This is a genomic window from Caulobacter sp. GW821-FHT11E11, assembly GCF_058808315.1.
On record NZ_JBXARO010000003.1, the window covers coordinates 571089 to 584806 of the forward strand.

At 69.1% G+C, this 13718-nt stretch carries 8 protein-coding genes; 4 read left to right on the forward strand and 4 right to left on the reverse strand.

Annotation, left to right across the window (positions count from 1 at the left end; all coding sequences use genetic code 11):
- The first annotated feature begins 1 nt into the window (after position 1).
- The 4 genes from AC1RR5_RS09915 to AC1RR5_RS09930 all read left to right on the forward strand — a co-directional run bounded on the left by AC1RR5_RS09915 (position 2) and on the right by AC1RR5_RS09930 (position 5980).
- Entirely contained in the window at positions 2-883 is an 882-nt protein-coding gene (locus AC1RR5_RS09915) for an efflux RND transporter periplasmic adaptor subunit (protein ID WP_492921200.1), read from the forward strand.
- Entirely contained in the window at positions 880-2298 is a 1419-nt protein-coding gene (locus AC1RR5_RS09920) for an efflux transporter outer membrane subunit (protein WP_492921202.1), read from the forward strand. Before AC1RR5_RS09915 ends, AC1RR5_RS09920 begins: the two co-directional genes overlap by 4 nt.
- A gap of 55 nt (positions 2299-2353) precedes the next feature.
- Positions 2354-4333, forward strand: coding sequence for a TonB-dependent receptor (locus AC1RR5_RS09925; RefSeq protein WP_492921204.1), 1980 nt, complete (start codon positions 2354-2356; stop codon positions 4331-4333).
- Between the two features lie 147 nt (positions 4334-4480).
- Positions 4481-5980, forward strand: a complete 1500-nt coding sequence (locus AC1RR5_RS09930) for a GH39 family glycosyl hydrolase (RefSeq protein ID WP_492921338.1) — start codon at positions 4481-4483, stop codon at positions 5978-5980.
- Here the strand turns inward: AC1RR5_RS09930 and AC1RR5_RS09935 are convergent.
- The 4 genes from AC1RR5_RS09935 to AC1RR5_RS09950 all read right to left on the reverse strand — a co-directional run bounded on the left by AC1RR5_RS09935 (position 5977) and on the right by AC1RR5_RS09950 (position 13439).
- Positions 5977-6942 (reverse strand): FecR family protein, encoded by a 966-nt coding sequence (locus tag AC1RR5_RS09935; RefSeq protein WP_492921206.1) that lies wholly within the window; start codon positions 6940-6942, stop codon positions 5977-5979. The genes AC1RR5_RS09930 and AC1RR5_RS09935 overlap by 4 nt on opposite strands.
- Complete coding sequence (locus tag AC1RR5_RS09940; protein WP_492921208.1) at positions 6932-7453, reverse strand: RNA polymerase sigma factor; 522 nt, start codon at positions 7451-7453, stop codon at positions 6932-6934. Before AC1RR5_RS09940 ends, AC1RR5_RS09935 begins: the two co-directional genes overlap by 11 nt.
- Before the next feature lie 99 nt (positions 7454-7552).
- Positions 7553-10516, reverse strand: a complete 2964-nt coding sequence (locus AC1RR5_RS09945; protein WP_492921210.1) for a TonB-dependent receptor — start codon at positions 10514-10516, stop codon at positions 7553-7555.
- 205 nt (positions 10517-10721) lie between these two features.
- Positions 10722-13439, reverse strand: a complete 2718-nt coding sequence (locus AC1RR5_RS09950; RefSeq protein WP_492921212.1) for a TonB-dependent receptor — start codon at positions 13437-13439, stop codon at positions 10722-10724.
- Positions 13440-13718 lie beyond the last annotated feature (279 nt).

Here is a 13718-nt window from a genome sequence, read left to right on the forward strand (position 1 = left end):
CATGCCCTCCACCAAATCCATCCTGCTGACCACCGCCCGCGTCGCCGTCACCGGCGCCGTCGTGATCGCCGCTCTGGTCGGCGGCAAGGCGCTCTGGACCCACTACCAGGTCGACCCCTGGACCCGTGACGGCCGCGTGCGCGCCGACGTCGTGCAGGTGGCCCCCGACGTGTCGGGCCTGGTCACCGCCGTCGAGGCGACCAACGACCAGACGGTCAAGGCCGGCCAGCCGCTGTTCTATGTCGACCGCGAGCGCTACGCCCTGGCCCTGCGCCAGGCCGACGCCGCCGTCGAGGCCCAGCGCGCCGGACTGGCCCAGGCCCGCCGCGAACTCACCCGCAACCGCGCCCTGGGCGACCTGGTGGCGGGTGAAGTCACCGAGCAGAGTCTGTCCAAGGTCGAGTTGAGCCAGGCGGCCCTGTCTCAGGCCCTGGCGGCTCGCGATGTCGCGGTGCTGAATCTGAAGCGCACCGTGGTGCTGGCGCCGACCGACGGTTTCCTGTCGGACCTCACCCTGCGCACCGGCGACTACGTCACCGCCGGCAAGCCGGTGCTGGCCCTGATCGACAGCCGCTCGTTCCGGGTCGAGGGCTATTTCGAGGAGACCAAGCTGTCGGGTCTGCGCATCGGCCAGCCGGTCAGTATCAAGGTGATGGGCGAGGAGCGGCCACTGAAGGGTCATATCCAGTCGATCGCCGCCGGCATCGAGGACCGAGACCGCGCCGCCAGTGGCAACCTGCTGCCCAACGTCAATCCGACCTTCAGCTGGGTGCGCCTGGCCCAGCGGGTGCCGGTGCGCGTGGCCCTGGACCAGACACCGCACGACCTGCGCCTGATCGCCGGCCGCACCGCCACGGTCGCGGTGGTGGGAGCCGGTCGATGAGCCCGCTGCGCATCCTGGCGGTCGCCGGCTCGCTGCTGGCGCTTACCGCCTGCACGACCGTCGGTCCCAACTACAAGCTGCCGGACAAGGCCAAGATCAACGCCCCTTCGGCGCAGGGGGCTTTCTTGGGCGCGAGCTCGAAGGCCGTCAGTCAGGACCCGGTTCCGACCGGCTGGTGGAAGCTCTATGACGACCCGGTCCTGAACGGCCTGGTCGAGGCGGCGCTGGCCGCCAATACCGACCTGCGCGTCGCCGCCGCCAACCTGGCCCGCGCGCGGGCCGTGGCCGGCGAGGCGGATGACGCGGGCGGCTTCACGGTCGGGGCCTCGGCCGCCGCCATGCACTCGCGCGAGTCCGGCGAGCAGTTCCTCAAGGCCGAACAGCTGCCGGTCGAGAACCTGGCCGATGTGGGCCTGAAGGTCAGCTACCAGGTCGACCTGGTCGGCCGGATCAAGCGCGCCGCCGAGGCCGCCCATGCCGACGCCGAGGCCTCGCAGGCCGCGCTCGACCTAGCCCGCGTCAGCGTCGCCGCCGACGTCGCCCGCGCCTATGTCGAGGCCTGCGCGAACGGCCACGAACTGGCGGTGGCCCAACGCACCCTGGACCTTCAGGGCCGCAGCCTGGCGGTCACCCAGAAGTTGGTGAAGGCCGGTCGCGGCACGGCCGTGGACGTCACCCGCGCCCAGGCCCAGCTGGACCTGTCGCGCGCCAGCCTGCCGACCTTCCAGAGCCGCCGCCGCGCGGCGCTGTACAAGCTGGCCACCCTGACCGGCAAGCCGCCCGCCGAATTCCCCAAGGCGGTCGAGGCCTGCGTGGCCCCGCCGACCCTGACGCGCCCGATCCCGGTCGGCGACGGCGCGGCCCTGCTGAAGCGCCGTCCCGATGTGCGCCAGGCCGAGCGGACCCTGGCCGGCGCCACCGCCCGGATCGGCGTCGCGACGGCGGCGCTCTATCCCAGCATCACCTTGGGCGCGGGGGCGGGCTCGACGGGCCTGCTGGCGGACATCGGCACGGCGCCCGCCGACCGCTGGGGCCTGACCTCGCTGATCAGCTGGACCCTGCCGGGCGAGGGCGAGCGCGCCCGGATCCGCCAGGCCGAGGCCGGCGCGGACGGCGCGCTGGCCCGGTTCGACGGTGTGGTGCTGACCGCGCTGCGCGAGACAGAGACGAGCCTGGACGCCTATGTCCACGACCTGCAACGGCAGGCCGCCCTGAAGGCCGCCCGCGATCAGGCGCAACTGGCCGAGAGCCAGGCTCAGCGCCTTTATCGTGCTGGGCGCAGTCCGTACCTGGCGGGCCTTGATGCACAGCGCACCTTGGCCGGGGCCGAGGCGCAATTGGCGGCGTCGGACAGTCAGGTCGCGGCTGACCAGGTAAACCTGTTTCTGGCGCTGGGCGGTGGCTGGGAACGATAGCGGCGATGCAGGGCTTTGGACTAAGCATAGCCTTTCGCCAAAGTAGAGTTCGCCCGTGCCGCTTGACGCCCCGCCGCCCCCGGTCTCCGCCGTCGTCGTCGAGGCGCCCCGGCTGCTTCCCTTGCCCGGGCAGGACGTCTTCTCCACCGCCTATTATAACGCCGCCGAACTGGGCGCCCAGGGGCGGTTGGACGACGTGCTGAAGACCACGCCGGGCGTCTCGCTGTTTCGCCGCACCGGCAGCGACGCGGCCAATCCGACCATCCAGGGGCTCTCGCTCCGCGCCGTCGCGCCGTCGGGCGCTGGCCGAGCGCTCGTCACCCTGGACGGCGCGCCGCAGAACGATCCGTTCGGCGGCTGGGTAATCTGGACCGGCTTGCCGGGCGAGGGTCTATCCGGCGCGACCATCGTGCGCGGGGCCGGGGCGGGACCTTACGGCGCCGGCGCCCTGACCGGCGTGGTGGCCCTGCGCGAGCGGGCGACCGGCGGCGGCCTGACCAGCTTCACCGCCGAGATGCGGGAGCGCGACGGCTGGCGGGCGGCCGGGACGTTCGGGACCGATCACCTACTGCTGACCGCTAGCGGCTCGCGCACCGACGGCTACCGGCCCGTGCGGGGTTCGGCGGCGGGCGCGGCCGACGTCCCTACCACCTTGGAAGACGGTTCGATCGCCGCGCGGGTGCAGGGCGAAGCCGGCGGCGTGCGCTGGGCCGCACGTGTGGCGACCTTCCAGGAAAAGCGCGGCGCGGGCCTGTTCGGGGCCAAGTCCAACGCCACCGGCAGTTCGCTGGCCGTGACCCTGGCGACCGACAGCTGGCGGCTGCAGGCCTGGGCGCGCAGCAGCGACCTGGAGAACACCTCCGCCGCCGTCGCGGCCGGACGTATCGGCACGACCCCGGCCAACGACCAGTACTCGACGCCCTCCAGCGGCTATGGCCTCAACGCGGCCTGGCAGGGCGCGCTGGGCGAATGGACGTGGGAGCTGGGCGGCGACGTCCGGGCGACCGAGGGCAATACCAACGAGCTCTTCCGCTACATGGCCGGGACCTTCACCCGCCAGCGCACGGCCGGTGGCCGGACCCTGGTGGGCGGCGTCTATGCCGAGACCGCCTGGAGCCGGCCGGATTTCATCCTGGTCGCGGGGGCGAGGCTGGACGGCTGGCGCTCGTATGGCGGCGTGCGGCGCGAGCGGGATGCGGCGACCGGCGCCCTGACCCTGGACGCGCCGCCGGCCAACGCCTCGGGCACGACCCCGACGGCCCGCGTGGGTGTCCGCCAGCGCCTGTCCGGCGAGACCTGGGTGCGCGCGGCGGCCTATGCCGGCTTCCGGCCGCCCACGCTCAACGAGCTGCACCGCCCGTTCCGCGTCGGCAACGACGTCACCGAGGCCAACGCCGCCCTGAAGCCCGAGACCCTGTACGGCGTCGAGACCGGCTTCTCCGGTGAAGGGGCGGTGAAGTGGAACCTCGGCGTCTTCTACAATCAGGTCCACGACCCGATCACCAACGTCACCATCGGCATCGGTCCGGGCGCCTTCCCGATCGCCGGCTTCATCCCGGCCGGCGGTGTCCTGCGCCAGCGCCAGAACGCCGGCGAGATCAACGCCTATGGCCTGGAGGGCGACATCGCCGCCGACCTGTCATCGGCCTGGACCGTCCGCGCGGCCGTCTCGGCGACCCACGCCCGCGTCGAGGGCAGCGGCGCGGTCGCCCAGCTGGATGGCAAGCGGCCCGCCCAGGCGCCGGCCCTGACCGCTACTGCCGGTGTCCGCTGGAAGCCGATCGATCGCCTGACCCTCGACGCCGACCTGCGCTACGAGAGCAAGCGCTACGAGGACGACCTGAACCTGCGGGTCCTGAAGGCCGGGACGGGCGTCGACCTGCGGGTCGGCTGGGCGCTGTCGCCGACGTCCGAGGTCTATCTGGCGGCCGACAACGCCTTGGACGCCAACCTCGCTGTCGGCCAGACGGCGGATGGCGTCACGAGCTTCTCCGCGCCTCGCACGGTCTATGTCGGCTTCGCTCTGCGGCGCTGATTTGGGCGCCGCTGATCTGTAATTATCCTACAATAGGAATTGATAGCGCTATCATGGCCGTGTAGCCCTGCTCTCAACGAAGAGGGAAGGAAGCTCATGCGCCTGTCGCGCCGCGCCCTGCTGGCCGCCATTTCGAGCCTGCCAATGATGGCGCACGCCGCGCCGGCGCCGCGCGTGATCGCGCTGGACGTGGCCAAGACGACCGGCCCGGTCGACCGCTTCTTCGACCTGTCGATCGGCTCGGACTATCCCGGCACCCTGATCCGCGACGATAGCCAGGGGCAGCTGAAGACCACAGTCGACGAGCTGGGCTTCCGCTACATCCGCTTCCACGCGGTGTTCCACGACGTGCTGGGCACGGTGAAGGTCCAGGACGGCAAGATCGTCTACGACTGGACGAAACTCGATCAGCTGTACGACGCCCTGCTGGCCAAGGGGATCAAGCCGTTCGTCGAGCTGGGTTTCACGCCCGAGGCGATGAAGACCTCGGACCTGACGATCTTCTACTGGAAGGGCAACACCAGCCACCCGCAGCTGGGGCCGTGGCGCGACCTGATCGACGCCTTCGTCCGGCATGTGCGCCAGCGCTACGGCGAGGCCGAGGTGCGGACCTGGTTCTTCGAGGTCTGGAACGAGCCCAACCTGGACGGCTTCTGGGAGAAGGCAGATCAGGCGGCCTATTTCGAGCTCTATGACGTCACCGCTCGGGCCATCAAGGCGATCGACCCGACCCTGCGGGTTGGCGGGCCCTCGACGGCCGGCGCGGCCTGGGTCCCGGAGTTCCTGGCCCATGTGAAGCAGAGCGGTGCGGCCGTCGACTTCGTCACCACCCATACCTACGGCGTCGAGGGTGGGTTCCTGGACGAGAAGGGCGAGCAGGACACCAAGCTGTCGGCCTCGCCGGACGCCATCGTCGGCGATGTGCGGCGGGTGCGCGAGCAGATCGAGGCCTCGGCCTTCCCGGGCCTGCCGCTATACTTCACCGAGTGGAGCACCAGCTACACGCCGCGCGACAGCGTCCACGACAGCTATGTCAGCGCCGCCTACATCCTGGAGAAGCTGCGGCGCACGCAAGGCCTGGTCCAGGGCATGAGTTACTGGACCTATACCGACCTCTTCGAAGAGCCCGGCCCGCCGACCAAGCCGTTCGAGGGCGGCTTTGGCCTGATGAACCCGCAGGGGATCAGGAAGCCGGCCTGGTTCGCCTACAAGTACCTGAACGCCATCAGGGGCCAGGCGCTGGCGACCAGCGACGGCCAGGTCTTCGCCGCGCGTGACGGTGGGCGGGTAACGGTGCTGGCCTATGCCTGGCGTCAGCCGGACCAGAAGGTCAGCAACCGGCCGTTCTACCAGCGCCTGCATCCGGCCTTCGACGTCGAGCCGTTGAAGCTGCGCGTGGCGGGCCTGAAGCCGGGCCGCTATCGCCTGCGCGCGCGCCGCACCGGCTATCGCGCCAACGACGCCTACAGCGCCTATATCGACATGGGCCTGCCCAAGACCCTGACCGCCGACCAGCAGCGCCTGCTGGAGGGGCTGACCCAGGACCGGCCCGAGATCGACAAGGTCGTCACCGTGCGTGGCGAGACCGTGGTCGACCTGCCGATGCGCGCCAACGACATCGTGCTGATCGAGTTGGCGCCGCTCTAGGACGAAGGCGCCCGCCGAGGCGTCAGGTAGACCCGCCGGCCTTCCGGATGGGCCTGCATGTCGAGCAGGGCGGCGATCATGGTCAGGGACTCGGTCGGCCGGTCTAGCTTGAAGCGGCCGGTGACTTTCAGCTCGCCCAGGCTGGGATCGTGCAGGGCCACGCTCTGGGTCGTGTAGCGGTTCAGGCGGGCGATCACGTATTTCAGCGGCAGGCCGTCGGCGTCCAGCCAGTCCGAGCGCCAGGCCTCGTAGCTGCCGGCGTCCAGGCGACCGCCGACCGGCGCGCGGTTCGAGGCCAGCATCAGCCACTCGCCCTTGCCCAGGCGCCGTTCGGCGCCGTCGCGGTTGACCCGGACCACGCCGTCGAAGACGCGGACCTGGACGGCGTCGCTGACCAGCTCGACCTCGAAGGTCGTGCCGACGGCGGTCACCTGGGTGTCGCCGGCCTGGACCCGGAAGGGGCGCTTGGCGTCCTTGGCCACGTCGAACACCGCGTCGCCCTTGTTCAGGGCCACGTCGCGGGCGCCCCGGCTGTAGCGCACGGAGACGCCGCTATCGGCGGCCAGGGTGACCACCGAGGCGTCGCTGAGCTTGTGCTCGGCGCGCTGGCCCAGCGGCGTGGCCAGTTCGAGGGGCTTTTCGACGCCGGCCAGATAGGGCCGGACCAGCACGGCGGCCGACAGGCCGGCGACCACGGCGATGCCGGCGGCGATCAGGCCCAGGCGGATCGAGCGCTTGGCCACGGGTGCGGCGCGCACGCGCTCGGCGGCGTCCAGCAGGGCGGTGTCGCGCTGGGTGTCGCGCATCAGGCTAAAGGCGGCGGCGCGGCCAGGACCGCCGGCCAGCCAGGCTTCCAGCTCCAGGCGTTCTTCGGCGGTCAGGTTGGGTAGACGATCGACCCAGTCGGCGGCGATCTCCAGCTCGTCTTCGGACGGCAGGCGCCAGTTGTCGTTAGCGCGCATCGCGGCCGTTCCCTTCTCGCGCGGCGTTGACCGCCGCGTCCTGCATCGCGCCGGCCAGTTCGGTCATGGCCCGCACGAGGTGTTTCTTGACGGCCTCCACATTGATCCGAAGATCGTCGGCGATGGCTTGTCTGGACTGGCCGTCGATGTGACGGCGGATGAAGATGTCGCGGCGCAGGGGCGAGAGGCGCTTCAGGGCCTTCTCGAACACCGCCGCGCGCTGCTTGTGCTCCAGCACCGCGTCGGGCAGGGGCAGGTCGCAGCCGAAGTCCTCGTCGCCGATCGGCGACTCGCGCTTGTCGCGGCGGGCCTGGGCGTAGATCAGCGAGTCCGCCACCCGATAGGCATAGGCCAGCGGCTGGGTGATCTCCTGCTTTTGCGCCTGGCGCATCACGGTGAGGAAGGTCTCCTGCAGAATGTCCTCGGCCCGCCCCGCGTCCTTGGACCGGCGGACGATATAGGCCGAGAGCTTGCGCTCGTGGGGCCGCAGCACCGCGATTACGTCGGTCATGGCGCTTCCGGTCGGCATGGTCGTGCGCGCGTCCATATGGGGTAGAGGCGCGGGACGACCGAACGGGGACAGGGAGAAGATGCTTTTCCGCATGGCGCGTCAGAACTCGTAGGTCACGCCGAGGGTGAAGGTGCGGCCGCTGACCGTGCGGGCGGTCAGGCGCTTTTCGGTGAGGTCGGAGAACTGGGTGATCGGGGCGTTGGTCAGGTTGACGCCCTCGACCACGATGCGCAGGCCGCCGTCCGTATTGTAGTGGGCGGCGAAGTCGATGTTGTTGCTGGCCTTGTAGCCCGAGCCGATCGAGCCGCTGCCGCCGGCGCCGTCCAGATAGCCCGAACGATAGGCCGACGAGACGCGCGCGCCCCAGCGCTTGGTCTCGTAATAGAGCGTGGCGTTCGAGGTCCATTTCGACAGCTGGAACAGGTCCAGCATGATCGAGGCGTCGTCGATCAGCACGTTGGAGCGGCCGGCGGCGTGGGTGACGTTGCCGACGAAGCCCAGGCCGTCGAATGGGGCGGGCAGGAAGTCGAAGTCCCGCTGCACGGCCAGCTCGACCCCGCGGATCGAGGCGCCGTCGCCGTTCACCGGGCGCACGAAGCCGTAGATGGTGTCGGGGCCATTGCCCGGCGACAGAAACTCCAGCGGATAGCCGGTCGAGCCGTAGGTGACCGAATTGCTCGCCGTGGTGATGAATGAGTCCATCCGCTTGTAGAACAGTCTGATCGCGAAATAGCCCTGGCGGCCCTGATAGGCCTCCAGCGCGCCCTCTAGGGCGTCGGCCAGGAACGGGCGCAGGTTGGGATTGCCGGCCGAGATCGTGCCGCCGAACGGCGCGGAATTGACATTGCCGGCCGCGCGCAGGTCCGAGAGGCTGGGGCGGCTGATGTTGCGGTTGGCCGAGACCCTTGCGACCACCGAGGGCGACAGGTCGACCGCCAGGTTGAAGGCCGGCAGCACGCCGTCATAGACGCTGTGCAGCACCGCCGGCTCCAGCCTGGTCCCGGTGTTGACCATGCCGGCCGAGGTCAGGTCGGTGGCGTACCAGCGCAGGCCCATGTCCCCGCGCCAGCTCCTGTCGCCCACGACGCCGTTGGCGCGCGCCATCAGATAGGCGGCCCAGGTCTTCTCGATGATCGAATAGTCCGAACCGGGCATGTCGTCGGCCGCGCTGAGGTCGCGGGGTACGTTGAGGCGCGCGAAGGTCGCTTCGATGTCGCCGACGACGTAGGGCCGCAGGGACTTCTCGAAGATCAGCTCTTTGACCGCCTGGGGCGCGGGGCCGCCGGTCGGATAGTCGGTGCGGGCGCGCCGCGTATAGCCGTCGTTGCGGAAGGCTTTGTACTGGACGCCGCCCTCGATCGTGAGCGTCGGCGCGGCCTGGTAGTCGAAGTCCAGCCGACCGGTGGTAAACTGGTTGACGACCTGATCCTCGCGGGTGTCGGCGCGCATCAGGTTCCAATGGGCCGGGTCGGCCGAATCGAAGCCGTAGGTGTTGCTGGCCGCCGCGTCGGCCCCGCGCAGGTCGTACCTGAAAGCCTTGTTGCTGGCCTGCAGGAAGATCTTGTCGAAGACCGGCCCTTCGAAGTCGGACTTCGACCAGCCGGCCATGCCACGCAGGCGCAGGCGGTCGGTTGTCTGCCACTCGCCACTGAGCGCGCCTTGCAGGAAGACCGTGGAGTCCTCCGAGCGCTTGTGCTCGCTGCGCAGGTCCACGCCGCCGGAGTAGTCGGCATAGACGAGGCTGTTGCCCCGGATCTGCGCGGCCCGCAGGCGCTGGGTTCCCTTAACGTCGCCGGTCAGCGGATTGTCGCCGGCGCTGGCCAGCGAGAACTCGTCGCGGTCGTTGGAAAGGCGCCCGTACAGCAGGTCGGCGCCCAGCTTCAGGCGGTCGCCGGGCTCGTATTGGAGGGCCAGGGTGACGCCGAGGCGCGCGCGGTGGTCGAACCAGGTCGAGTAGCTCTGCGCCACCGGCATGATGACGCGATTGGCGCCGGTTCCGTTGATCAGGCGGCTGGCCACGACGGGATCGACGCCCGGCCCGATATTGGCCGCGCCGAAGGTCACCGGCGTCCAGCCCCAGTTGCGATAGCCGTATTCGTTGGCGTCGTTCTCGCTGTAAGCCACCGAGACCAGCGCCCCGACATCGCCCCAGCGCTTGGAGGCCAGGGCGGCGAAGCGCGGACTGACCGCGCCCGTGGCGCTGTTGGTCAGGGCCTTGGCCGAAAAGGCCAACTTGTCGCCGGAATAGTCGAACGGCTTGGCCGTGCGCAGCTCGACCGTGCCGCCGATGCCGCCCTCGTCCTGGTCGGCGGCGTACGACTTCCAAACCGTGACCTTGTTGAAGAGCTCACTGGCGAAGATCGAATAGTCGAAGGCCCGGGTGCGACTGACCGAGCCGCGATTGTCCATGCCCGAGGCGGTCGAGGCCGAGACCTCCATGCCGTTCAGCTGGGCGCGGGTGAAGTCGGGGCCCAGGCCCCGCAGGGCGATCTGGCGACCCTCACCGGTGTCGCGCGAGATGGTCATGCCGGGCACGCGCTGCAGGGACTCGGCCAGGTTTAGGTCCGGGAAGGCGGCGATGTCCTCGGCCAGGATCACCTCCTGGTCGCCGGCGACGCGGCGCTTCAGGTCGCGGGCGTGCAGCATGGTCTCGCGAAAGCCGGTGACGACGACGGCGTCGACCTGGGTCGAGATCTCGGGCGGCGGGGCATGGCGCGGCGCGGACACGGGCGGCGGCGGGGCGGGGGCGGCCTCGCGCAGAACATAGCCGCCGCCGGCCGCCACGGCGTGCAGGTTCTGGCCGTCGATCAGGCGGTTCAGCGCCTGGCTGGGCGTCAGCACGCCGCGCACGCCGCGGCTGGTGCGGTGGCGGATGTCGGCCAGGGTCATGACCGGCACGTCGGCCTGGCGCGAGAAGCTGTTCAGGGCGCGGGACAGGTCGCCGCCCTCGATGGCGAAGCGTCGCGGCGCCTCGGCCCGCGCGGGCGTGGCGGCGGTCAAGGCCAGCATCGCGCCGGCCAACACCGAACCCGAACGCGACAGCCAGGCGCGCCGTGCCGCCATCAGGGTCCTCACAACGGCGACCAGCAAAGCTTCCGGCGCCTGGGCGAACCCCTACAAACGGCGCATGTCAGTAATTTGAAGGTTCTGTGGACGGAGTGATTGGACCGCCCGGGCGTGGCCCCACGGCAACGAAAGAGGGCAACGCAAAAAGAAGGCCGCCGTCCCGGAAGGACGACGGCCCCAAGTTCAGGGGACGAAGGAGGGGTTAGAACTCGTAGGTCGCGCCGATCAGGATGGTGCGACCGCTGCTGACGTTCACCGTGGTCCGCTTGGCGGCGATGTCGGTGAACTGGATGCTGTGCTGGTTGGTCAGGTTGATGCCTTCCAGGGTCAGCTTCAGGCTCGGCAGGACGTTATAGTGAGCGGCGAAGTCGACGTTGTTGGTCGACTTGTAGCCGTCGCCGATGTTGCCGTTGCCGCCGGCGCCGGTCAGGTACTTGTCGCGATAGGCGGTCGACAGGCGCATGCCCCAGGTATCGGTCTCGTAGTAGATCGTGGCGTTGGCCGAGTACTTCGACAGCTGCATCAGCGGCAGGGTCACCGACTGGCCGCTGATGATCACCGGCGAGGAGCCGTCGGCATAAGTGCCGTTGGCCACGACGCCCAGGTGGTTGAACGGCGCGGGCAGGAAGGTGAAATCACGCTGGAACGAGGCTTCCAGGCCCTGGATGTCGGCGCCGGGGCCGTTCACCGGACGGCTGACATTGTACATGATCGAGCCGTCCTGGCCCGGCAGCAGGAACGACAGCGGGAAGCCCGTCTGCGAGTAGGGCATGATGCTGGTCTGCGACGTGATGAACGACTTCAGCTTCTTGTAGAAGACGCCGATCGTGAACGCGCCGACCTTGCCGTCGTAAAACTCCAGCGAGCCTTCGATCGAGTCCGAAGTGAACGGGGTCAGGTTTGGGTTGCCGGTGCTGATCGTGCCGCCGAACGGGGCGGTGGTCAGCGAGCCGGCGGCGGCCAGGTCGCCCAGGGCTGGGCGGCTGATGTCGCGGTTGGCGCTGAAGCGGGCGACCAGGCCTTCGTTGACGTCGACGGCCACGTTCAGGGCGGGCAGCCAGCCGTTGTACTTGTGCTTGATCGACACCGGCTGGAGGCTGGTCCCGGTGTTCAGCGTGCCGTCCGAGCTCAGGTCGGTCGAGTAGTAGCGGACGCCGGCGTTGGCGCGGACGCCCTTACCCAGGATCTCGGTGTTCAGGTCGTATTGCAGATAGGCCGCCTTGGTCTCCTCGGTCACCGTGAAGGCGGTGCCGGGGGTGGCGAACTTGGCGCCCTGGGCTTCCAGGTCACGCGTCTGGCCGATCAGGGCGTAGACCGGATCGACGTCGCCGACGATGTAGGCGCCCAGCGACTTGAACGGCACGACCATCTTCAGATTGTCGGGGATCTTGGTGTTGGCCGGGACGTTGCGGAACTGCTTGTCGCCCCACTGCGCGCCGTAGTTCTGGAACTTCTTGAACGAGACGCCGCCCTTCAGGGTGGAGATCTCGTTGGCGGCGAAGGCCACGTCGAACTTGGCGTTGGAGTATTCCGAGGAGATCTTGTTCTCCTGGGTGTCCATCCGCATCAGGTCCCACTTGGCCGGATCGGTCAGGCCGGGGCCGTAGGTGTTGACCGGCATGCTGGGACGGTCGTCGAAGCTGAAGGTGTAGTTCTTGGATTCCAGGAACACCTTGTCGAAGACCGGCAGGGCGTAGTCCGACTTCGAGTAGCCGATCAGACCCGACAGCAGCAGCTTGTCGGTGGCCTGGTACGAGCCGCTCAGACCCAGCTGGTAGAACTTGGTCTTGTCTTCCTCGCGATTGAACTCGCTGCGGATGTCGACGCCGGTATAGTTGGCGGCCATCAGGGTGTTGCCCTGGATCACGGCGCTTTGCATCACCTGCGTCCCGGTGATGTTGCCGGTCAGGCTGTTGATGCCCGAGGTGGCCAGGGAGAAGTTCTGGCGGCTGTTTTCCAGCTGACTGTACAGGCCGTCGAAGTCCAGCTTCAGCTTGTCGCCCTGGTATTGCAGGGCCACCGTCGCGCCCAGGCGCTTGCGGTGGTCGAACCAGGTCGAATAGGTGTTGGCCTGGGGGGCGAAGATGGTCGCGGTGGCGGCCGTCAGCTTGGCGGCGTCGGCGGCGCTGACGCCCGAGCCGATATTGCCGGCGTTGCCGCGGATCGGACCCCAGTTGAAGCTGCGATAACCGAACTCGTTGGAGTCGTTCTCACCGTAGGCGACCGAGGCCAGGGCGCCGAAATTACCCCAGCGGTTCGAGATCAGGCCGACCACGCGCGGCGTGATCTTGTCGCCGGCGTTGCTGTTGTGCTGGCCCTTGGCCGACAGCACGGCCTTGAAGCCCGCATAGTCGAACGGCTTGGCCGTCGCCAGCTGCACGGTGCCGCCGATGCCGCCTTCGTCCTGTTCCGAGGCGTAGGACTTCTGCACCGTCACGCGGTTGAACAGTTCCGAGGCGAACAGGCTGAAGTCGAAGGCGCGCGAACGGCTGACGCCGCCGCGGTTGTCCATGCCCGAGGCGGTGTTGCCCAGCACTTCCATGCCGTTCAGCTGGGTGCGGGTGAAGTCCGGACCCAGGCCCCGCAGCGTGATCTGACGGCCTTCGCCGCTGTCGCGCGAGATGGTCACGCCGGGGACGCGCTGCAGAGATTCCGCCAGGTTCAGGTCGGGGAAGGCGGCGATGTCCTCGGAGACGATCACGTCGACGGCGCCGGTGGCCTTACGCTTCAGGTCGCGGGCGTGCAGCAGGCTGTCGCGGAAGCCGGTGACGACGATCGCCTCGATCTCGTCCGCGGCCGGCTCGGCGGCCGGCGCCACGGGGGCGGCAGGCGTTTCGGCCGCATGCGCCTGGGCCGCGCCCAGCAGCGCGACGGACAGCGCCGTCGTGGTCAGAAGGTTGAACTTGATGGCTTTTTTCATGGCCCCGATCCCTTTGGGTCTGTTGACGCGGCGGGGAGGCTTCCCCGCGATCGTCGGCCGGGGAGAGGGCGATGAGCGCCCGCCGGGGACAGTTTTGAGGCCCGGTTTTATGTGAAATGTTTGCGACGAACGGCGCGGGCGATCCGTCAGCGGACGATCGGGGCCGGCCCTTGGCAGGGGGTGGAAACACGCATTGAGCCGCTACGTCCGCGGAGCGGGCGTGCTGTTTCCAATACGGAGCTGGAGAGCCAACAGCACCCTCATACTGGGTCTGTTCAC

Excerpts from the sequence above, each read along its gene's own strand:
- AC1RR5_RS09945 (WP_492921210.1), bottom strand. The coding sequence starts at position 10,516 with ATGGCGGCACGGCGCGCCTGGCTGTCGCGTTCGGGTTCGGTGTTGGCC.
- AC1RR5_RS09930 (WP_492921338.1), top strand. The coding sequence starts at position 4,481 with ATGGCGCACGCCGCGCCGGCGCCGCGCGTGATCGCGCTGGACGTGGCC.
- AC1RR5_RS09920 (WP_492921202.1), top strand. The coding sequence starts at position 880 with ATGAGCCCGCTGCGCATCCTGGCGGTCGCCGGCTCGCTGCTGGCGCTT.
- AC1RR5_RS09950 (WP_492921212.1), bottom strand. The coding sequence starts at position 13,439 with ATGAAAAAAGCCATCAAGTTCAACCTTCTGACCACGACGGCGCTGTCC.
- AC1RR5_RS09915 (WP_492921200.1), top strand. The coding sequence starts at position 2 with ATGCCCTCCACCAAATCCATCCTGCTGACCACCGCCCGCGTCGCCGTC.
- AC1RR5_RS09940 (WP_492921208.1), bottom strand. The coding sequence starts at position 7,453 with ATGACCGACGTAATCGCGGTGCTGCGGCCCCACGAGCGCAAGCTCTCG.
- AC1RR5_RS09935 (WP_492921206.1), bottom strand. The coding sequence starts at position 6,942 with ATGCGCGCTAACGACAACTGGCGCCTGCCGTCCGAAGACGAGCTGGAG.